A 20721-nucleotide genomic window follows, 5' to 3' on the forward strand; every position below is an offset into this window, starting at 1 on the left:
CCGCGCGCTGGTCGAGGAGCTCGAGAAGGTCTACGACATCGTCCTGATCGTCACCGGCACCCTCGGCGCGACCGAGCAGTCGCCGACCTTCCGCGGCGGGAGCGCGGCCGGAGCGGCGGCAGCTGGAGGGGTGGATCGAGCGGACGGAGGAGTCGACGACGCGGCGGGCGCGGATCCGCTCGGGTCGGCGGGTGACGCGGACCCGCGGCCGGTGGGCGACGCGGGCGTCGGGAGCCCCCGCGCGATCACGGCGGGCGGCGCCAGGAGGACGAAGGAGCCGTCGCCGGGGGCGGACGTCGGCGCGAGCACCTCGGCGAGCCGACCGCCGATCATCGGCGCGGCCCGGGGCAGGCGCGGCGAGGCGAGCTCGGCGCAGTCGGGGCACCAGGAGGAGCGGCGCCGCTCCCGGCCGGGACGGTGGCGCTGCTCCTCGGGGGTGGCGACGAAGACATGCCCGGCGTCGCAGAGCCAGCACAGGTACACGTCGGCCGCGGGCGGGATCTGGCTGAGCACGATGCCCTCGTTGTACTCGGGCCGGTACTGCCGCACCAGGACGGGGTAGGACGCCCACGCCTCCCGGTAGGTGCCGACCGCGTAGGGGACGTCGGCGCCGCGCGAGAACCGCCGCCTCTGCCACCATCGCCCGATCGCCTCCGCCACCCTCCGCACGCTACGCGCGACCACCGACGCGGAAGCGGCGCCCGCGTGCGCAGGCGGGATCTCGAGACGCCCTCCCGACTGCTCGATCAGCATGCGCGGCGGAAGGGACTATCCGCCCGCGCGGCGTGCTCCCGGCCGACTGGGAGCGGCGGAGCCGTCCCTCACCTAGTGAGCGGAGTCCTGCTCGTCGATGTCCGCGATCTCGGCCTCGTCCGGCTTGAAGGTCAGTGAGAACATGGCGATCGCGACGAGCACGACAATGAAGGCGACGCCGAACGAGATGAGCGCGACGACCGGCTCGCGGGTCGAGAGCATGACGACCAGGCCGACGAAGGCCGCCATCACCGCGGAGAAGCCGATGAGCTCGAGCGGGCGCAGGCGGTCCTTGCGGGTCGGCTGGAACGTGCGGGGCGTGAACTCGCCGGGGTCGCGCGCCGGGGCGGAGTCGGCCGCCGAGGCGCGGTCGGCGGGAGAGGCGGGGTCGGGCTGCTGGCCTTCGGCGGTCATCGGTCTCCTCCGGAGGTCGGTGTCGTGGGGGCGACGGGATCGTGTCCGGTGGCTGCGTCGGCGCCGGCGGCCCATTTGAGCGAGAACGCCGCGATGGCGAGGAACACGGCGACCATCACGGCGTAGGCGCCGAGGAGGCCGACGGTGACGACGGGGTGGGGCGGGAGGAGTCCGAAGGCGGCGCCGAGGAGCATCGTGCCGACGCCGACGATCACGGAGTCGCGGGCGGCGAGGCCCTGACCGCGGCGGCCGCTCGAGAACTCGAGGAAGCCGGAGAGCAGCGCCCAGCCGGCGACGAGGGCGACGAAGGAGAGCAGGTTGGCGACCGGGAGCGCGACGAGCGCCGCGACTCCGGCGACCAGGGTGAGCACCGCGGAGCCGAGGGCGAGCGGGCGGGCCCGGCCGCTCCAGCTGCGGAGCCCGAGGGCGAGCGAGACGGCGCCGGTCGCGATCGCGAAGCCGCCGAAGACGGCGAGGCCGAAGGCGGGCCCGTGGTCGGGTGAGAAGGTGACGACACAGCCGGCGACCGCCGCGATCACGGCGCGCGCGAGGGGCAGGGTCCACAGGCGGCGGTCGGAGTCGGCGGCGATGGCCACGGTCGAGCCTCTCTGGGATGGAGGGAGAAGGCGTCCGGGAGCGGACGGCTGGGCGCGCGACGGCACGGCGACGCGGACTCCAGCGATTTTACGCTCCCGCGGCTCCGCCCAGGCCCGGAGCGGGGCCCGGGGCGCGATCCGGGGCGAAGTCGCAGGCGGCTCAGCCGAGCCAGACCTCCTCGACCCGCGGGAACACGGCGTCGGCGGAGAAGCGCTCGCGGAAGCGCGCCCCGGCCTTCTCGACGACCTCGGCCCGGGCGTCCTCGTCGGTTATGAGCTCGGTCAGCGCGGCGGCGAGGCCCTCGACGTCTCCGGGCGCGACCACGCGGCCGCAGCCGTCGCCGAGGACCTCGGGGATGCCGCCGACCGCGGTCGAGACGACGGCCGCGTCGCGGGCGAGGGCCTCGAGGATGAAGATCGGCATCGCCTCGTCGCGCGAGGGCAGGACGGCGATGGACGCCTCGTCGAGCAGGGCGAGCAGGCGGGCGTTCTCGAGCGAGCCGAGGAACTCGATCCCCGGGACGCCGCGGTCGACGACCTCCGGCTCGCGGATCGGACCGGCGACAAGCAGGCGCCAGCCCTCCTTGCCCTCGACCTGCGCCCACGCCTTCTGCAGCACGTCGACGCCCTTGCGGTGGCTGACGACGCCGCCGAAGACGACGGTGCGGGTCTTCTCGCGCGGGGTGCCCTGCTCGAGCGCGTTGGGCACGAGGTGCACGCGCTCGGCGGGGACGTAGCGGCGGCAGATCGCCGAGGTCTCCTCCGAGAGCGAGATGATCTCGTCCGCGCTGCGCAGCACGTCCTTCACCAGGCGCGGGTGCGCGGCGGTGAAGGCGGCGAACTCACTGCCGTGCAGGTGGGCGACCGTGCGCAGTCCGAGACGGTGCGCGAGGCGGAGGAGGGACCCCTCGCGGAGGAACGAGCCGCGCTCCGAGAGGTGGACGACGATCACGGAGCCGGGCTCCCGGCGCGCGATCGCGACGATGCGGGCGGCGGCGCCGGCGGCCAGGCGGGCCGCGGCGACGTGCTCGCCCGGAGCGGTCCGGGAGGAGATCACCCGGACGTCCGAGCGCTCGAACGGCCAGCGGAGGTACCCGTTGACGACCTGCGTCATGCCTCCGGGGACCTCTCCGCTGCGGCCGACGTGATACACCCGCGTCTTCGGGCCGGCAGGGGCTGCCGCGGCGGCCGGGCGGCTGCGGGGCGGCACGGCGAGCAGCGCCTGGATGTCGTCGCGGACGCCGCGGAGGCGTCCGCGGGCGACGAGCAGCTTCTCGAGCAGCTCGCTCCGGCGGGCGACCACGGCGAAGAAGGTCTCGACGCCGGCGGCCGGGGTCGTCCGGGACATGTCGACGGTGACGTCGTGGATCCCGATGGTCTCGAAGTGGCGCGAGGCCTTCGTCGATCCGTCCATCTGCAGGCTCACCGGGGCCGCGCCCTCGGTGAACGCCATGATGATCACGTGCAGCCGGTCGCTCATCGCGACGCGGGCCGTGCGGTAGAGCTCGCGCAGCAGGATCTCGTGCTCGTCGTGGGTGTGCGCCGGATCCCAGTCGAGGATGTCCGCGTCGAGGTCGGCGGCGAGACGGCGGGAGCGCTCGGCGTCGACGGCGACCTGCGTGACGACGACGATGTCGAGGTCCTCGCGCTCGGCGAAGCCCTTGATCGCGGCCAGCCACTCCTGCTCGGGGTAGGGGCGGGCGTCCACCTCGTGGTCCTCGCGGAGGGAGAGGACCAGAACGCGCCGCTCCTCGTCGGGCTGCGCGGCGAACGCGGTCAGCTCCGCGTCGCTCGAGCCCTCGCCGTAGCCGAGGTCGGGCATGGCGGCGCCGACGCGCATGTAGCCGGCCGTCTTGTCGTCGCGCCAGCGGGTGTAGCTCGAGAGCGCCATCGAGGGCCACATGATCGCGCGGGGCAGCGGGGCGAAGTTGCGGGTGCCCACGCCGGCGCGGATCACGCGGCCGCCGCCGAGGCGCACGAGGGCGATGCCCGGGAGCATCACGAGGTGCTCCTTCATCCCGATCAGGGTCAGCTGGATCTCTCCCGGCTTGAACACCGAGTTCGCCCGGCCGGCGAGGGCCTCGCGGGCGAGCGCCGCGTACCAGCGCAGGAGCGAGCGGTACACCGTGTCGTCCGGGCCCAGGCGCAGGCCGTCGTCGTAGCCCCACGGCGAGTGGCCCACGTAGACGTGGAGCGGACCCGACTCGCGGAGCCAGTCGAGGAGCTGGCGACGCAGGATGATGTCGCCGATGTTCTCGTACTGGCCGCGGCCGACGGCGAAGATCGATCGGGCAGGTGTCACGGGCGGGCCTTTCGGAGGGGTTCGCGTGGGGGTGACCGGTGCGGAGCGGGGAGCGTCGCGGGTCTCCCCGGTCGATCCTCCTGCCGCGCTGCCGTCGTGGGCCGGGCCGGCCGGGCTCCGCAGGAGCGGGCTCGGGGCCGATGGCGCCCCGGGCAGACTAGCGCAGGCGGGCTCGGCGGCTCGAGGAGGAGTGCTCGCGTCAACAGCCGTTGGTGACCAGGAAGGCCTTGAGGAACGCGCCGGTCTGGTAGACGTACTGGTTCACCAGGTAGTCCAGGCCCATCGGCTCGCCCGAGGGCACCATCGAGAGCTCGCCGGAGTAGCAGCGCTCGATGATCATCTCGGCGCGCACGAGGTGGGAGGCGTTGGTGATCACGATGACGTGGTCCCAGCCGTACTGCTCGGCCATGTCGCGCAGCTGCCGGGCCTCTCCCTGGGTCGTGAGCGGGTCGGCGGAGTAGCAGAGGACGTCGCCGCCGGGCTCGTTGCACTTCTTGTACTTCTTGGCCTCGTAGGGAGCGTTCATCTCGCCGGGGCCGACCGAGAGCACCATCGTGTCCGTCGCCCCGGAGGTGATGATCCGGCGGGCGAACTCGACGCGTGCCCTCGTGGAGGGGCCCAGCACGAAGACCGCGTCCGCCTGCTCAGGGATCGGGTCGATCGGGGGCGTGACGTAGAGCGGGATCCCGGCGCCGAAGAGGGCGAGCACCACGAGGGGGACGAGCAGGAGCCGTCCGATCACGGTGCGAGCGCGGACCCGGGGGCATCTCGGTCGCTCCCGGGACGGCGGGGTGGACGGGCGGTCGCCGGTCGCGGTCGTGGCCGTGTCCATCGCGTCCTCCCTCTCGTCGGGACCGCCGCTCGCCCGCGGCGGGTGATCCGCGACGCGGGTGCGACGGCGATCACCAGTGGAGAGCCCATCATCGCAGTGTTTCGGCGAGGGGTCGGCCCGGTGAACGCCCGGTCAATTCTCTCGCCCAGCGGCCCGGCCCGGGGCCGTGTCCAGAGTCGCCGGGTAGGGTCGCCGTTCCTCGACCGAGCAGCACTCCCCCTCGTCCATTCCGCGGACGGGCATTCCCGGAGTCCCCTCCCGATCCGACATCCGCCCTCCGATCCGTCGTCGACAGCGCGTGTGACCGTTCCGTATACACGCATGCGCGGCGGTCCGCCAGTCCTTCAGCGGAATCGCGGATATAAGCCCGACCACCACGCCCGAATGGGGTACTACAACCTGAATCCGTCTCATCCAGCCATCAGTCGCAAGGCCCGTCTATAGCGTCGGGAGGACCAGCACCACCCCCTTGAGCAGCCCCCTCGAACCGCCCCCGACGCCCCCTCGAAGACCCGGAGCCGATCGTGAATCCTCAGACGACGCCAGACCCGACCCGCCCTCGCCGACGACGCGCACGCCTCTCCCTCACCACCGCTCTGATCGCCGCTCTCGGCATCCTGGTCGCTCCCCTCACGGCGCCCGCCGCCTCCGCGGCCACTCTCGACCCGGGCGCCGGGCAGAGCACGCGGATCCAGGAGACGAACTCCTCGCTGACCTACAGCGGCTCGTGGCGCACGATGACGGGCGGCGACAGCGGCGGCGGGATCAAGTTCCTCAACAGCACCGGCTCCGTCTCGTTCAGCTTCCGCGGCACCGGCTTCAGCTGGGTCAGCCGCACCACCGCCTCCGCCGGCATCGCCACCGTCACGGTCGACGGCGCGAGCACCTCGGTCGACCGGTACACGAAGACCACGGCGTACCAGGTCCCGGTGTTCACGAAGAAGGACCTCGCCGACACCGTCCACACGGTCAAGATCGCCTGGAGCGGCACGGCCAACAGCTCCGCGAGCGACAAGAACCTGGTCATCGACGCGTTCGACATCACCCGCGCGACTCCCGCCACCGAGGAGCCGACCGACGAGACCGGCGGCGGCGAGGACGACGGCCCCGTGCTCGATCCTTCCGGAGCGACCAGCCTCCTCGTGCAGGAGACCGACCCCGCGCTGCAGTACACCGGCTCGTGGAGATCGATGGCGGGCGGCGACAGCGGCGGCGGGATGAAGTACCTGACCTCCGCAGGATCAGTGAAGTTCACCTTCGTCGGCACGTCGTGGCGCTGGATCAGCCGGAAGACCTCCTCCTCCGGCATCGCCGCGGTCTCGGTCGACGGCGGACCCGTCACCAAGGTCGACCGCTACAGCTCGACCGCGCAGTACCAGGTGCCGGTCTACGAGACGACCGACCTCGCCGAGGGCACGCACACCGTGACCATCTCCTACACGGGGACGAAGAACTCCCAGTCGACCGACAAGAACCTGATCATCGACGCGTTCGTCCTCGCCGAGGACGGCCTCGCGACCGACGCCGTGGAGCTCTCCCCCCTGACCGACGGCTACACCGTCGCCTGGGACGCGCCCTTCAGCTCCCGGGTCGTCTCGTACGACGTGCACCGCTCGAACGAGGACGGCTCCGGCGACACGGTCGTCGGCACCGTCGCCGACCCGGTGCGCCAGTATCGCGACGAGACCGCCGAGGCGGGACGCGCCTACACGTACACCGTCTCGGCGACCGACGACGCCGGCCGCGACTCGCGGCTGAAGGAGTCGGCCACCACCACGGCCGACCTCCTCGCCTCCCGCGCCTCGCTGCTCGCGGCCTTCGACTGCCCCGCCGCCACCAAGACGGTGTCGACCTCGGCGCAGCTCGTCACGGCCCTGACCAACCCCTCCTCCGGCGACGTCATCCGCCTGGCCGACGGCGTCTACACCGGCAAGTTCGCCCTCCGCGGCACCGCCGCCCAGCCCGGGTCGATCTGGATCTGCGGCTCGCCCAACGCGGTCCTCACCTCCGGATCCACCTCGAGCGGCACCGCGCTCATCCTGAACACGGTGAGCGACGTGCACCTCGTGGGCTTCTCAGTCCGCAGCTCCTTCCAGGGCATCCAGGTGCTCGCCAGCAAGGGCGTCCAGATGGCCGGCCTGACGGTGAGCGAGATCGGCTACGAGGCGGTCCACTTCCGCAGCCAGACCACCGACTCCCTGATCGTCGGCAGCACCATCCGCCGCACCGGCCTCGTCTCCGCCAAGTACGGCGAGGGCGTCTACGTCGGCACCTCCGACCGCAACTGGTGCGAGTACAACAGCTGCAACCCTGACCGCACGGCCCGCATCGCGGTCGTCGACAACGCGATCAGCGACACCGGCGCCGAGCCGATCGAGGCCAAGGAGGGCACCCTCGACGGCGACATCATCGGGAACACGGTCCTCGGCGGATCGCGGCTCGCCTCGGACGTCGTCTCGCTGATCCTGGTCTCGGGCAACAGCTGGCTGGCCGCGGGCAACTCCGCCGCGGGCACCACCACCTACGGCTACCAGGTGATCACCCGCGCCGACGGCTCGGGCAACGACAACACCATCAGCGGCAACCTCGCGCTGAAGACCAGCAACGCGGTGGTCTACCTCCACCAGCCGTCCAACTGGTCCACCAGCGGAAACACGCTGAGCTGCTCCAACTCCGGGAAGGACCTGATCGGGAACGTGGCCTGCACGCCGTGACCTGATCCGCTCCCCGCGCGCAGAACCGCCGCCGTCGTCCCCTCGACGGCGGCGGTTCTGCGTGTGCCCGCCTCCCGCCGACCACGCGGGAGCCGGCGGGGTCGCGCGCGACGACCGCGACCACCGCGGACTCGCGAGGGCGCGGGCGGGCGCTCGGCGTCTCCGGGGCCGCAGGAGTGGGCCGGTCGGACGGTGACGCGATCAGAGCCCGGCTGACGCGCCCGCGCCTCTCCAGCACGCAGAAGTGGGCGGAGTCGCGCGCGGGTACCGCGACTTCTGCGGCCTCGCGGTCTCAGCGGGCTCCCGGGAGCCGGTGAGGCACCTGGTCCGGCCACGGCGGGCGCTGGAGAGGCCGGAGGAGGTCCGGAGGGGCCGGCCATGCCCTGGAGAGCCCGCACGGGCCCGCCCCGGAGAGCCCGCTGGCCTAGGACGGGGACGCCGCCTCCTCTCGAGTCCGCGGAAGTCGGCGTGCTCGCGCGCGACTACCGCGACTCGTGCGGACTCGCGGGGTGAGCGGGCTCGCGGGGGACGGAGAAGGGTCCGGTCCGGCCACGGCGGGCGTTGGAGAGGCTGGGAGGGCGGACGCGCCGGCCAGGCCTCGCAGAGCCCGCACGGGCCTGCCCGGACAAGCGGCGCAGTCCCCGGACGCAGAAGAGCGCACCGCGGCCGGGGCCGGGGTGCGCTCTTCCGCAGCGTGCGAGGACGCGATCAGACGATCGCGGGGGCCTTCTGCAGCTTGTGGCGGGCCAGGACGACCGCGCCGACCACGGGGGTGCCGGCGGTCTCGATCCAGTGCACGTCGGCGGCGGCCTGGGGCGAGTCGACCTTGCCCTCGATCAGGACGAGGACGGCTCCGTCGGCCACGCCGCGGAAGGTCGGCGACTGCTCGGTCGCGCCGAGGGTGCCGGTGACGATCAGGACGATGTCGTAGACCTTCTCGAGCTCCTCGACCAGCGCGCGGAGGGCGTCGGTCGGCATCGGCGTACCGGCCTGGGCGCCGCCCGCGGGGAGCAGGTCGACGCGGTCGGTCGAGCGCTTGATGATCGCGTCGTCGAGCGAGGCGGCTCCGGCGAGCACCTCGCGCAGGCCCGGGCGTCCGCCCGAGGCGGAAGCGAGAGCCGAGCCCTCGGCGGTGCCGTCCACGATCACGACGGACGAGCCGAGCACGGCCAGCGCCTTGGCGAGCAGCACCGCGCTGGCGGTGTGCGGGGTCTTCTCGGACGCCGGGGCGATCGCGAAGGAGGAGTACGAGCGGGTGCGCGCGATGGCGGAGAGCTCGAACGCCACGGCCGAGTAGCGGGCCGGGATCTCGGTCGAGTTCAGCATCTCGTCGAGCTTGGTGGCCTTGACCGGGACGATGCCCAGCAGCGGCCGGTCGATCGCGGAGCGGACGTCGTCGCCGCTGCGGAGGCGGCGGTCGAGGGCGGTCATCACGATCGCCACTCCCACGCCGACCACGGCGCCGCCGAGGATGCCGAGCGCGAGCAGGACGAGGATGCCACCGGTGACCGGCAGCTCCGGCGGGAGCGCCTGGCTGAGCACCTGGAGCTGGATCTGCGGGACGGCGACGCCGTTCGTGGTGGTCGCCGGATCGGCGCCCTTCACGGCCGCGTCGAGCTGGGCGGCGACCGCGTTGGCGATGACCGCGGCCTGCTCGGGCGAGGGGTCGGTGGCCGAGATCGTGATGACCACGGACTCCGGCTCGGCGAGGACGGTCACGCGCTTGGCGAATTCCTCGATGGGCTCGTCGATGCCGAGGCCGTCGATGACGCCCTGCAGGACGGTGTCCGAGGTGCCGAGGGCGACGGAGGTGACCGTGGCCTGGGAGGCGGCGCTGTTGGCCGCGACCCGGTCCGCGGTCGAGAGGACTCCGGACGAGGAGACCGCGACGTACACGCGTGCGTCCGCCTTGTACTGCGGGAGGAGGACGGCGTTGAGTACCAGGGCCGCCACGGCGCCGAGCAGAGCGAAGGCGACGATGTAGACCCACCTCCGGCCGATGCCGGCGAACAGTCCGTTCAAGGTCATGGTGTGTGGTGTCCCTTTCGTCGACTGCACCGGAGTGCAGGGGGTCTGACTGTAGCGTCGTGATGTGTCGTCCGCGTTGCGCGGAACCGGCCGCGAGGTTTCGCGCGGGAGCGGTGGATCAGAGGTGGGCCTGCAGGAAGGCGAGGATCGCCTTCTTGTTGTTCGGGGTGTTGTTCTGGAGCCCGTGGTGGCCGGAGCCGTCCACGCCGACTTCGGACGCCACTCCGGCGTCCTGCAGGGCGACCTGCATCGCGTCGGCCTGCTCGACCGGGACGAGCTCGTCCTCGGAGGTCAGCCAGATCTGCGGGGCGTCCGTGGAGTCGACCGAGGTGATCGGCGACGCGGGGATGCTCTGCGGGCAGGTCGTCGAGTCGATCTCGTCGCAGTTCAGGTAGGAGAGGATCTGCTCCTTCGCCTCGGGCACCGGCGTGCCCAGCGACATCCCGGTCTCGGTCATGTCGGCGACCGCCGAGAAGGCGACGACCGTCTTGACCCGCGAGCCCTCGGTGAGGGAGCCCTCGCCGAGCGTGCCCATGGTCGCTCCGATGATCGCTCCGGCGGAGCTGCCCATCACGCCGATGCGGGCGGGGTCGAGGCCGAAGCGCGTGACCTGCGCGGGCTCGCGCAGCCACTCCACGGCGGCCTGCGCGTCCTCGATCTGGCCGGGGTACCGGCTGTCCTGGAGGAGGCGGTAGTCGACGGAGACCGAGACGAAGCCGCGCTCGGCGTAGTACTCGCAGAGCTCGGTCATCCCGCCCTCGTCGCGGGCGCCGTCGACGAACCCTCCGCCGTGCAGCATCAGCAGCGCGGGGCGGTCGGTGCCGCCCGCGGTGGGGAGGCAGGCGTCGGCCTTCAGCGAGACGCCGTCGACCGAGCGGTACTCGATCGCCTTCTCCGTCGTGAAGCCGTCGGGCGTGCGGACGGGCTCGGGCTGCGAGGAGCAGCCGGCCAGCCCGAGGGCGACGGCCACGACGGCCGCCAGGACTCCGGCTCTGCGTGCTCGTGTCGTCTTCACTCGTGGGACTCCGCTCTCTTCTTCTCGTAACTGGGGGAGGTGCCGGGCTCATCGGCCGGGACCGCGACGGGATCGGAGACGACTCCGGGGCCGCGCGCAGGGACGGGCACGGGCTTGCGCCGCTTGCCGGGGCCGCCGAGGGCGGCCGGGGGGACGTAGATCCACTTGACCTTCGAGAGGTAGCGGGTCACGAAGAGCGAGAGGACGACCGCGAGCACCATCACGACCAGCAGCAGCGGCACCTCGAAGCCGCCGATCTCGGAGCGGTCCTCGGGGAGGATCACCCGCAGGATCGTGATGGCGATCACGATGAAGTAGAGGTGCAGCAGGTAGATGTGCAGGCTGCGCTCGCCGCAGATCGTGAAGAAGTTCAGGAATCGCACTCGGGAGAGGGCCCGCGACACGAGGATGCCCATCGCGACGGCGGCCATCTGGCCGGCGAGGGCGAGGAACGGCACCCAGCGGATCGGGAAGAGGAAGAGCACCGCGCTCAGCACGACGAAGACCGGAGTGACGTAGAGGAACGCGCGGCTCCCCTTCTGCTCGACGAAGTCGATGATCCTCTTCGAGTAGAGCGTGCCCACCAGGAAGAAGACGAACAGGGCGCCGATGCGGTTCCAGCCCACGTTGGTCGTGTTGAGGAGACCGGTGGTGAACATCGTCCCCATCACCGCGGCGAGGGCGACCTGCACGCGGTGGTCGACCTTGCGCAGGAGCCACGCGCCGAGCGTGAAGAGCACGAGGCCGTAGATGAACCAGTAGCTGCTGCTGGGCCAGAAGAACAGCAGGAGCAGGTTGAGCGGGTCGGTCGCGGGGAGCTCGCCGAGTCCGCCGTTCGCGAGCGGCACGACCAGGTAGAAGGCCATGCGGATCACGGACCAGACCACGTAGAGCCAGAGCAGCGGGTACAGCCTGCGGCGCCAGAGGTCGCCGAAGCTCCAGGTGCGGATGCGCGAGCCGAAGAGACCGGACACCAGGAAGAAGAGGGGCATCGGGAACAGCTCGAACACGACCTTGATGCGGCCGAGAGTGTTCTCGACCCCGATGTCACCGAGGTACAACGACGTGTGGTAGTACACGACCATCAAGATGGCGGCACCCTTGGCGAAATCCACCCATTCGCGTCGGGCCCCGCCCGCAGGCTTCAGCAGCTTCATTCTCTCCCCCTTGTGCCCGGTCGTACCGCTCGTGAATTCCATCCGAGGTGAACAAGGCTCAGAGAAGGACGCAGGCTCGGTCGCAGAATGCGACCGAGGATCAAGACTAAGGGTGTATCGTCCGCGCCGCACATTCGACGGAATAGTGACGAGGACTCGATTGCCGGGAAGCGCACTCCGGCCTCTCCGCTCACCATGGAGACGACGGTCACCGGCGTCCGTTCCCGGCGCTCATCGCCGCTCGGTAGAGCGCGGGCGCCGCGGCGGCGAGCCCGAAGAGGACGGAGCGCTTGAGGTCGCGCCGGCGCACGAGCGCGACCAGGTGCCGGAGCCCCGCCTCGTCGTGCGCGGCCCGCCAGAGCCGGTCGGCCTCCTCGGGGCTGTGCGCGCCCGAGGTGGCGTCCTTGAAGCGGGAGAGCAGGGAGAAGCGCGCGCGGTAGTAGGAGTAGTCCTGCGAGTCGAGGAGGCGCGGGTCGAGCCCGCGGGCCGTCCGCTCGATCACGGCGGCGAGCCCGGCGAGCGAGTCGGCGCGCTTCGCGCCCGAGCGGATGATCGAGCCGGAGCGGAGGCGGTACTCGTAGACGGAGTCGGGGACGACGACGACCTCGTCGGCCGCGGCGAGCAGCTGCGCGACCTGCGCCTGGTCCGAGTGCTGGCGGATCCGCGTGAAGTCGATGCCGTCGAACAGCTCGCGGCGGAACAACTTGTTCCAGAGGTGCCCGGTCAGCTCCCCGACCAGGAGCGCGGTGAAGGCGCCCCGGCCCGAGAGCGCGAGCGGGCCGCGCAGGGAGCCGACGGGCGTGGATCCGGTGGCGTCGACCGTGACCGCCTGGGCGACCACCACGTCGGCGGGGCCCGCCTCCCCCGCGGTGAGCATGGCCTCGACCGCGGTCTCCGGCCACTCGTCGTCGGCGTCGACCAGCCAGACCCATTCGCCGGCGGCCTGGCCGACAGCGCGCTCGCGAGCGGCCGCGACGCCCTGGTTCTCGTCCTGGCGGAGGTAGCGGATCCGTTCGTGCTCCTCGGCGAACGCGCGGCCGATCGCCTCGGTCCCGTCGGTCGAGGCGTCGTCGACCACGAGGATCTCGAGCTCGGCGTGGGTCTGCCGCAGCAGGCGCTCCAGGGCCGAGGCGAGGTGCGCCTCCTCCTGGTGCGCCGGGACCACCACCGAGACGAGGGTCACTTCTGCCCCACGACCCGGCGGAGCACCGTCTCGAGGTCGCGGCCGCTGGACTCCAGCGAGAAGCGGTCGAGCCAGCGGTCGATGCCGGTGATCTCGAGCTCGCTCGCGCGGATCAGCGCGTCGGCGAGGTCGGAGGCGGAGGGGGTGAGCGCGAGCTCGCCGGTCAGGCCGGGGACGATCGCGTCCGCGACTCCGAGCGCCCCGGACACGGCGACCGAGGGGACGCCGGCGGCGGCCGCCTCGACCAGCACGTTGCCGAAGCCCTCGCGCAGCGACGGGAGCAGCACGACGGCGTTCTCGTCGAAGTGGTGGAACCAGTCCTCGACCCAGCCCATGTCCTGGAAGTCCACGCCGCGCGCGGTCGCCTCCGCCTTCATGCTGCCGAGCAGCGGGCCGCCGCCGAAGGAGACGACCTTCGCGGGGATGCCGCGGCGCTCCAGCTCCTCGGCCGCGAGGATCGCGAGCTCGGGGCGCTTCTGGACGACGAGGCGGCAGGGCAGCACGATCTGCAGGCCCGCCGCGGTGCCGGGGGTGCGCGAGACCTGGCGGGAGCGGTCGACCTTGGCGGTCGCCGGGTTCGGCACGACGGTGCAGCGCTCGCCCGAGACGCCGAAGCCGGCGACGAGCTCGCCTGCGACGGGGTGCGAGATCGCAATGACGTGGTCGGCGCGGCGGTAGAGCGTCTTGGCGAGCCCGAGCTGCACCTTCTGGGTCTTCGAGAAGCCCGGGATGCCGAGCGAGACGAGGTTGCGCTCGCTCACGATGGTCTTCGGGCGGTCCGCCTTCGCGGTCATCTCCGCCGAGGCCAGGAGCACGATGTTCGGGTAGCCCTGCAGGGCGACCGCGACATCGGGGGTGCGGCGGCGGAACAGCTCCTTGAGCATCCGCGCCTTGCCGACGTGGCCCTTGCCCTCGCCGATGCGGTGCAGCACCGCGCCCTCGGGGAGGTACTCGTCGGTGCCCTTCACCGACGTGGTGACGACGTCGACGTGGTGGCCCTGCTCGAGGAGCCAGCCCATCCAGGTGCGGGCGACGAACTCGGCCCCGCCGCCGTGCAGCGACGTGACGACGAACATGATCCGCATGCGCGGTCCCTTCTCCTGCGCCGCGCTCATCGCACGACCTCCGCGCCGAGGCCGCGGGTGTTGAGCGCCGAGAGGCGGCGCACCTCGGGCATGGCCGAGTCGATGGTGGCGCGCACGCCGCCGTCGCCCGGCTCCGCGAGGATGCGGTCGATCACCGGGAGGACGCGGTCGGCGAAGCCGGGGACCGGCTCGACGCACAGCTGCGGCAGGCCGATGAGGCGCATGATGCCCTCGACCTTGCCCTGGGTGGCGAGGGTGATCGCGGGGACGCCGAGCGAGAGCGACATGATCGCGAGGTGCATCCGCCCGGTGACGGTCAGCAGGGCGTCCTCGGCGAGGCCGCGGATCTCGGCGGGCATGAGCACGCGGTCGACGACGGTGACGCCCTCGGTTCCCACGCGCTCGGCGACCGCGCGGACGGCCACCTTGTCGTCGCCGATGGGGCGGGAGACGTGCGGGAGGAGCACGACGTGAACGCCGGCCGCGCGCAGGCGGTCGACGATGCGCTCGTACTCCGGCACCTGGTCGACCATGCCGGCGACGAGGGCGCTCGCGTTCACGAGCGCGAAGGGGACGCCCTCGGGCAGTCCCAGATCCTCGCGGAAGCTGCGGTCGCGGGTGCGCGCCGAGAAGACGATGTCGGTGACCTCCTCGACGCGCTGCACGCCGATGCTCCGGGCGCGCTCCGCCGAGAGCGGGTCGCGGAGCATCGGGACGACGCCGGCGCGGGAGGCGGCGATCAGGGAGCGGCGGGCGGCGAGGCGGGCCGCCGCGTTCCAGGAGAAGCCGAGGACGCGCGTGGGCACCCCTGCCTCGGCGGCGGCCTGCGCGAGCAGGGAGCGGCGGACCGAGCCGCGGAGGCTGTACTTGCCGTCCATCATGTCGGCGCCGACGACCGAGACCGAGCGGGCGCGGCGGATCAGCGCGGCGTAGGCGCGGAGATCGGCGGCGTGCGCGTCGCCCACTCCGTAGACCAGGTGCGGGAGCTCGACGACCTCGACCCGGTCGGCCTGCTCCTCGGGGATCACGACGTCGCCGGCGTAGCGCTGGACGACCACGACGGGGCCGGTGGTGTTCTCGAGGAACGCCTCCAGCATGGCCTGGTCGCCGATGTTGCCGCTGCCGGGAGCGGCGATCACGAGGTGAGACTCGGGCTCGGGTCGGAGGTCCGCGAGGGCGGCGCGGAGCACCGCCGCGTCGCGTCGGGCGGGCAGGCGGGTCGTCGTGACGAAGTCCTTCTTCCAGGACTTGACGACGCCGAGCTTGAGTTTCATCGATCTCTTTCGGTGGGAGGAACGGCGGCGGGAGGCCGCTCGGAGTCGGGGATGCCGGCCGTGACGGCTCCGTCGACCAGCGCGCTGTCGCCGGTGGGGCTGATGGCGTCGACCGTGGCCGGGGCCGGAGCGGCGGCCGGGCGGCTGCGGCGGAAGTGGCGGCGCAGGTCGGCGAGGCTGAGGATCTGGCGGCGGAACGCGGGGAGGATCAGCATCCAGAGCCCGACCCCGACCAGGACGGCGGCGCCGCCCAGGAGGAGGCGGAGGACGGGCTGGTCGGCGGCGATCCAGACGGTGGAGAAGTAGGCGCCCACCGTGATCGAGCCGAACGTGATGCCGCTGCGGAGGCCGTTGGTGAACATCTCGCGGACGGGGGCATCGGAGGTGCGGCCGATCCAGATCAGCGCGGTCGGCCAGGTGAGGGCGAGCGAGCCGGCGTACGCGATGGCGACGCCCGTCACTCCCCAGTTGGAGCCGAGCAGGATCAGGACGACCATCAGCGGGCGGGTCGCCAGGCTGTACCAGACGCTCTGGCGCACGAGACCCTTGGCGAGGAACACCCAGTTGGAGCAGTACGCCGTGGCCTGGAAGAACCCGGCCACGAGCAGGATCTGGAAGATCGGGACCGAGGCGAGCCAGCGCTCCCCCACCAGGATCCGGATGACCGAGTCGGACTGGGAGCCGAGGACGGCGAGCACGAGGCCCATCGCCGTCAGCATCGCCGACTGGCCGAAGAGGATGAACGTGCGGAACCGCTCGCGCTCGTCCTGCAGCTTGGACAGCACGGGCAGTGCCACGCGCTGCACCGGAGAGTTCAACTGCTGCAGCGGCAGCATCATCAGCTGGAACGCGCGGTTGTAGAGGCCGAGGTCGACCGGGCCGAAGCGCGCGCCGATGATGACGGAGTCGACGTTCTTGCTCACGTAGGTCAGCGCCTGGGTCGCGAAGACCCCGCCTCCGTAGCGGAGGAAGTGGCCCATCGCCTCGCCGCGGCGGTAGCGGCCGGGACGCCAGCCCGTGATGAAGACCAGCATCAGCACGCTGATGAGCGGCTGCACGATCTGGCTCCCGGCCAGCGCCCAGTAGCCGGCGCCGCCGAGCGCCATCAGCACGCCGACCACGAGGCCCAGCACCTGGGCGACGATGTCGACCAGGGTGATCTTCACGAAGCGGAGGTGACGGGCGAGGTCGGCGCGGAACTGCGTCGAGATCCCGTTGAGGAGGAACGTCGAGGAGAGCACGACGGTCAGCAGCTGGAGCCGGTCGTCGCCGTAGAGGGCGGCGATCGGCCAGGAGGCCGCGATGACCACCAGGGTGAGGGTGAGGCCGATGCCCGAGTTCATCCAGAACAGGTTGCTCTTCTGGCCCGGCGTGATCTCCTTCGCCTGGATGGCGGCGGAGGAGAGGCCGAAGTCGCGGAAGATCTCGCCGATGCCGATGATCGCCGTGACCATCGCGAGCAGGCCGTAGTCGGCCGGCGAGAGCAGGCGCGCGAGGATGACGATGCCGCCCAGCTGGACGGCGATGCGGATCGCCTGCCCGCCGATGGTGACGGCGGCGCCGCGGCTCGCCGAGCGGCTGAGGCTCGGTGACGGCTTCTGCGTGGTCCCGGTCATCGGGTCGAGCCCTTCTTGGTGGCGATCGCGCCCTCGTAGGCCTTCTTGAGCTGGAGTCCGAGCACGTCCCAGTCCCGACCGGAGAGGGCGGGGAGCCCCTCCGGCGGCCGGGTGCGCGTGCGCTCGAGAGCGGCGGTGATCAGCTCGGGGGTGAGCTCGCCGTCGTACTCGATCACCCAGTCGCTGCCGACCTCCTCGGCCAGGGCCGTGTTGGTGGGCGTGCGAGGCACCAGGATCGGCCGGCCGAGCGACAGGGCGACCAGGATCGAGCCGGAGTTGTGCATCTCGCGGTAGGGAAGGACGATCAGCTCGGCCCGGCCGATCTCGTCGACCATCTCGGCGTCGTCGACCCGGCGGAGCGTGGTGCGCACCCGGGTGTCGCGGGCGGCCCGCTCCTCGACCAGCTCGCGCTGGCCCGTGCTGGGGCTGCCGACCACGTGCAGGGAGAGGGAGTCGTCCTCCACGCCGCGGAACACGTCCATCAGCTCGACGACGCCCTTGTACGGGCGGATGATGCCGAAGTAGAGGACGCGGCCGTGCTCGCGCTCGGGCAGCGGGTGCTGCGCGAACTGGTCGCGGTAGTGGCCGTGCAGCACGGTGACGGCGGGCGCCCGGCCGGGAGCGACGGTCGTCGGGTTCAGGCGGACGAACAGGTCGGTCGCGCGGTCGACCCGGGCCAGCGAGCGGCGCTCGGCGGCGGGACCGAGCTCGTGCGGGTGCAGGTTGTGCACCGTCCGCACGAGCGGGATGCGCTGGAGCGCGAGGCGCACCAGCAGCACGTCGAGGGCGCGGCGGCGGAGGAAGCGGTGCAGCGGGCTGCGGCCGCGGATCATCAGCTCGGGCCAGTGCACGTGCAGCACGTCGTAGTCGGCGAGCAGGGCGCTGCGCCAGGAGAAGAACAGCAGCTCGACGCCGGGCGCCAGGCCGTCGACGATCGAGTCGACGTACTGCGTGGTCGAGTCCGGCGGCGCGAGCGACTGCTGGACGACGAGCGCGGCCGGCGACGAGTCGTTCCTGCGGGCGAGGCGGCTCATCGCTCGCCCCGCATCCCGACGGCCATCGGCGCGTCGAAGATCCTCGCCCCGAGGGGCTGGCGCATCCGGATGCCCTTCGAGAAGTCGGGGACGTGCACCGGGTTGAGGCAGATGATGACGAGGAATCCCAGGAGCAGGTGGCTGGGGCGGACCGCGTCGATGGCGTTGTAGCCGGCGAGGCAGACCATGAAGCCGAGCAGGCCCGCCGCAGGACCGATGTCGCGACGGCTGAGCGTGGCGCCGAACATCGCGGCCACCATGATCACGAAGAGCAGCAGGCCGGGGATGCCGACGCTGATCAGCAGCTGCAGGAACGAGTTCTCGATGACGACGTCCGAGAACCGCCTGCCGCTGATGCCGGACGTCGCCGCTCCGGAGCCGAGCCAGTGCGTGAGCTCGGCCGCCTTCAGCGACACGGTCACCGCGAGGTCGCGGGCGCCGGCCGAGATGGAGGCGTCGAGGTTGTTGTTGCGGGCGGTGACGGGCTCGAAGTTCAGGACTCCGACACCCGCGACGAGCCCGGCGATCAGGATCGAGCCGGGCCGGAGCAGCGAGCGGTTCGGGTTGAGGAAGCCCACGGCGACGAGCGCGACGACGACCGCGACGGCGATGGCCGCCATCGGTCCGCGCGAGACGGTCGCGACGACGCCGCCCGAGGCCAGGATGCCCAGCAGCAGGTCCGACTTGCGGGAGCCCTGGAGCCAGGAGCCGAACGCGAGACCGGCGCCCACCGTGAGGAAGGTGCCGGCGAGCAGCGGGTGGCCGAAGGTGATCTCGGCGCGGTAGAGCGACCAGTGCTGGTCCTGCTCGTAGCCGAGGGCGCCGTAGACGGCACCGAGGATCGGGGAGCTCTGCGCGACCAGCTCGAGGGCGGCGTAGAGGGCGAGCAGCCCCGAGAGGATCACCCACGTCTTGCGCAGCAGCACGGCCTCGCGCTGGGCGTCGAAGACGAGCATCGGCACGCCCACGCAGATCGCGAAGCTGAACATCCACGAGACGCCCTCGGTCGCGTAGGAGCTGCGCACCGTCGCCAGGGCCGACCAGAGCATGAGGGCGATGAACGCGAGGATCACCACGGCCCGCCACGGGGAGAGCACGAGCTCGCGGGTCCACGCCTTGACGGGGGCGCGCCACAGCTCGGGAGCGAGCCCGCGCCGGATCGCCCAGATCACGAGGATGACGGCCCAGAGCGTCATGCGGAACGTCAGGGTCGAGGGGGTCAGCGGCGTCGGGACGAGCGCGAAGAACGCGAGCGCCATCGCCGGCAGCCAGTGCGCGGGGACCCGCAGCAGCACCCAGGCCCCGACGATGCCGCCGACTCCGGCGGCGATCACCAGGAGGCCGGTGGCCGGCTCCCGGGTCGAGAAGATGTACCCCATCCCGAGGACGATCACCAGGGCGACCGAGAAGAGCGCGCCGACGAGGAGTCGTCGCGGGAGGATGTCGATCACGTCAGGGAGTCCTTCTGGCGTCGGAGCGGAGTGGTGGAGGAGGGGGCGGGCGGTGCGGCGCTCACGGGAGTGGTCCCGTCGGCCTCGATGAGGATCGCGATGCCCTCGCGAGCCGCCTCTCGGCGGCTGGGACGCCTGCGATGCCGTGCCCTCCTCCTCCACTGCTCGACCCTGGCGCCGACCCCCGGGGAGGAGGGGTCGCGTCGGTCCTGCCGCGGATCAGGCGGGGCCCTCCTGAAGCCAGCGGCGGAAGGTCGCGACCGAGTCCTTGTTGGTGAACTCCGGTACGACATGGCCGCCCTCGTAGCCGGCGCTGTTGTGGTAGGCGATCGTCGCCTCCTTGGCGACGGGGAGCGCGAGGCGGCGGAGGCGTCCGCCGTGCAGCTCGGCAGGAGCGAGCTGGTCGGCCGTGCCGGCGCTGACGCGCAGACGCATGCCCTGCCAGGCGGACTGCGGCAGCCGGGCGGGGTTGGTCGCGCGCATCAGCGCCCGGTCTCCGCCGTACACCGCGAGGACGCGGTTCGGCTGGCTGTCGTCGCGCGCCGCGAGGTCCTCGACGTCGAAGACGCTGCTGGCGTGGTAGGCCCCGTAGATGTTCGGCACCATCTTCTTCGCGTAGGCCCAGCACATCATCGCGCCGCCGCCGGAGTTCGAGCGGAGGAAGCTCCCGCGGACGTTCCAGAGGCTCTGCACCCAGGCTGTGGCGGCCGTCTGCACGGCGAGCGCCGTGGGGTTGGTGTAGTTGCTCGGGCCGCCGAAGTCCGGGCAGATGCTGACGAAGCCCAGGTCGACGAGCGGATCGGCCGAGTAGAAGTAGGCCTTGTCGAGGGCCCTGAAGCTGCTGCCGCTGGCGTGGTAGAACCAGGCGACCGGCACCGAGGAGCCTGATTTCGGCTTCGCCGAGTGCGGGACGAAGAGGCGGGTGGAGTCGCTGCCGATCTTCACATCGATGATCTCGTAGGGCTTGTTGCCGCTCTTCGAGAACTTGGTGTCGAGGCGCGAGACCTCGCCCGGGAGCCTCGGGATCACGCTGTAGTTCGGCGCAGCGAGCGCCGGGGTCGCCACCAGCGCGGAGGCGGTCGCGGCGGCTCCGACAGCGGAGGCGGCGAGCAGGAGGCGGCGCGAGAGGCCGCGCGGGGTGTCAGTCATATCGAGAATCCTTCGGAGCTTTCGCCATCAGTGTCGAGTCGGCCGACCATTCCGAATTCGACGCACATGAAGTGACGTCCGGCCCCCCAACCCATTCGAGAGTGTACGGGCCGCGGAT

General features: G+C 71.9%; 16 protein-coding genes. 1 reads left to right on the forward strand and 15 read right to left on the reverse strand.

Annotated features, from left to right (window positions below; translation table 11 throughout):
• Positions 1–30: 30 nt before the first annotated feature.
• The 5 genes from C5C50_RS17425 to C5C50_RS08575 form a co-directional block, all read right to left on the reverse strand.
• Positions 31–660, reverse strand: a complete 630-nt coding sequence (locus C5C50_RS17425) for a hypothetical protein (protein WP_181133906.1) — start codon at positions 658–660, stop codon at positions 31–33.
• A gap of 165 nt (positions 661–825) precedes the next feature.
• Positions 826–1167 carry a hypothetical protein gene (locus tag C5C50_RS17275; protein ID WP_258059918.1) on the reverse strand — a complete coding sequence of 114 codons (342 nt, stop codon included), beginning with the start codon at positions 1165–1167 and terminating at the stop codon, positions 826–828.
• Positions 1164–1763, reverse strand: a complete 600-nt coding sequence (locus C5C50_RS08565; protein WP_104225185.1) for a DUF308 domain-containing protein — start codon at positions 1761–1763, stop codon at positions 1164–1166. The genes C5C50_RS17275 and C5C50_RS08565 overlap by 4 nt, the downstream gene beginning before the upstream one ends.
• Positions 1764–1923: 160 nt before the next feature.
• On the reverse strand, positions 1924–4065 hold the full coding sequence (locus tag C5C50_RS08570) for a glycosyltransferase family 4 protein (protein WP_104273262.1): 2142 nt from the start codon (positions 4063–4065) through the stop codon (positions 1924–1926).
• Between the two features lie 199 nt (positions 4066–4264).
• Positions 4265–4807, reverse strand: coding sequence for a YdcF family protein (locus C5C50_RS08575; RefSeq protein ID WP_146084859.1), 543 nt, complete (start codon positions 4805–4807; stop codon positions 4265–4267).
• A 614-nt stretch (positions 4808–5421) separates the two neighbouring features.
• Between C5C50_RS08575 and C5C50_RS08580 the strand changes: the two genes are divergently transcribed.
• Positions 5422–7611: a hypothetical protein gene (locus tag C5C50_RS08580; protein ID WP_104260675.1), complete on the forward strand. Its 2190-nt coding sequence runs from the start codon at positions 5422–5424 to the stop codon at positions 7609–7611.
• Between the two features lie 708 nt (positions 7612–8319).
• Here the strand turns inward: C5C50_RS08580 and C5C50_RS08585 are convergent.
• The 10 genes from C5C50_RS08585 to C5C50_RS08630 all read right to left on the reverse strand — a co-directional run bounded on the left by C5C50_RS08585 (position 8320) and on the right by C5C50_RS08630 (position 20603).
• On the reverse strand, positions 8320–9639 hold the full coding sequence (locus tag C5C50_RS08585; protein WP_104233544.1) for a Wzz/FepE/Etk N-terminal domain-containing protein: 1320 nt from the start codon (positions 9637–9639) through the stop codon (positions 8320–8322).
• 118 nt (positions 9640–9757) lie between these two features.
• Positions 9758–10654 carry an alpha/beta hydrolase gene (locus C5C50_RS08590; protein ID WP_104273263.1) on the reverse strand — a complete coding sequence of 299 codons (897 nt, stop codon included), beginning with the start codon at positions 10652–10654 and terminating at the stop codon, positions 9758–9760.
• Positions 10651–11811, reverse strand: coding sequence for an acyltransferase family protein (locus C5C50_RS08595; protein ID WP_181027202.1), 1161 nt, complete (start codon positions 11809–11811; stop codon positions 10651–10653). Before C5C50_RS08595 ends, C5C50_RS08590 begins: the two co-directional genes overlap by 4 nt.
• Before the next feature lie 208 nt (positions 11812–12019).
• Entirely contained in the window at positions 12020–12994 is a 975-nt protein-coding gene (locus C5C50_RS08600; protein WP_104273264.1) for a glycosyltransferase family 2 protein, read from the reverse strand.
• Complete coding sequence (locus tag C5C50_RS08605; RefSeq protein ID WP_104226619.1) at positions 12991–14109, reverse strand: glycosyltransferase; 1119 nt, start codon at positions 14107–14109, stop codon at positions 12991–12993. The genes C5C50_RS08600 and C5C50_RS08605 overlap by 4 nt, the downstream gene beginning before the upstream one ends.
• A complete protein-coding gene (locus C5C50_RS08610; protein ID WP_104260673.1) occupies positions 14106–15353 on the reverse strand; it encodes a polysaccharide pyruvyl transferase family protein in 1248 nt (415 codons plus the stop codon). The genes C5C50_RS08605 and C5C50_RS08610 overlap by 4 nt, the downstream gene beginning before the upstream one ends.
• Positions 15350–16969, reverse strand: a complete 1620-nt coding sequence (locus C5C50_RS08615; RefSeq protein ID WP_104263234.1) for a lipopolysaccharide biosynthesis protein — start codon at positions 16967–16969, stop codon at positions 15350–15352. The genes C5C50_RS08610 and C5C50_RS08615 overlap by 4 nt, the downstream gene beginning before the upstream one ends.
• Positions 16966–18003 carry a glycosyltransferase gene (locus tag C5C50_RS08620; protein ID WP_104226616.1) on the reverse strand — a complete coding sequence of 346 codons (1038 nt, stop codon included), beginning with the start codon at positions 18001–18003 and terminating at the stop codon, positions 16966–16968. Before C5C50_RS08620 ends, C5C50_RS08615 begins: the two co-directional genes overlap by 4 nt.
• On the reverse strand, positions 18000–19454 hold the full coding sequence (locus tag C5C50_RS08625; RefSeq protein WP_104273265.1) for an O-antigen ligase: 1455 nt from the start codon (positions 19452–19454) through the stop codon (positions 18000–18002). The genes C5C50_RS08620 and C5C50_RS08625 overlap by 4 nt, the downstream gene beginning before the upstream one ends.
• 219 nt (positions 19455–19673) lie before the next feature.
• Entirely contained in the window at positions 19674–20603 is a 930-nt protein-coding gene (locus C5C50_RS08630; RefSeq protein ID WP_104273266.1) for a S9 family peptidase, read from the reverse strand.
• Positions 20604–20721: the final 118 nt, after the last annotated feature.

Source organism: Rathayibacter sp. AY1D9, assembly GCF_002932395.1.
Taxonomy (GTDB): domain Bacteria; phylum Actinomycetota; class Actinomycetes; order Actinomycetales; family Microbacteriaceae; genus Rathayibacter.

Bases quoted from the DNA above. Each gene is read 5' to 3' on its own strand.
- C5C50_RS08615 (WP_104263234.1), bottom strand. From the start codon at position 16,969: ATGACCGGGACCACGCAGAAGCCGTCACCGAGCCTCAGCCGCTCGGCG.
- C5C50_RS08605 (WP_104226619.1), bottom strand. From the start codon at position 14,109: ATGAGCGCGGCGCAGGAGAAGGGACCGCGCATGCGGATCATGTTCGTC.
- C5C50_RS08630 (WP_104273266.1), bottom strand. From the start codon at position 20,603: ATGACTGACACCCCGCGCGGCCTCTCGCGCCGCCTCCTGCTCGCCGCC.
- C5C50_RS08585 (WP_104233544.1), bottom strand. From the start codon at position 9,639: ATGACCTTGAACGGACTGTTCGCCGGCATCGGCCGGAGGTGGGTCTAC.
- C5C50_RS08610 (WP_104260673.1), bottom strand. From the start codon at position 15,353: ATGAAACTCAAGCTCGGCGTCGTCAAGTCCTGGAAGAAGGACTTCGTC.
- C5C50_RS17275 (WP_258059918.1), bottom strand. From the start codon at position 1,167: ATGACCGCCGAAGGCCAGCAGCCCGACCCCGCCTCTCCCGCCGACCGC.
- C5C50_RS08595 (WP_181027202.1), bottom strand. From the start codon at position 11,811: ATGAAGCTGCTGAAGCCTGCGGGCGGGGCCCGACGCGAATGGGTGGAT.
- C5C50_RS08620 (WP_104226616.1), bottom strand. From the start codon at position 18,003: ATGAGCCGCCTCGCCCGCAGGAACGACTCGTCGCCGGCCGCGCTCGTC.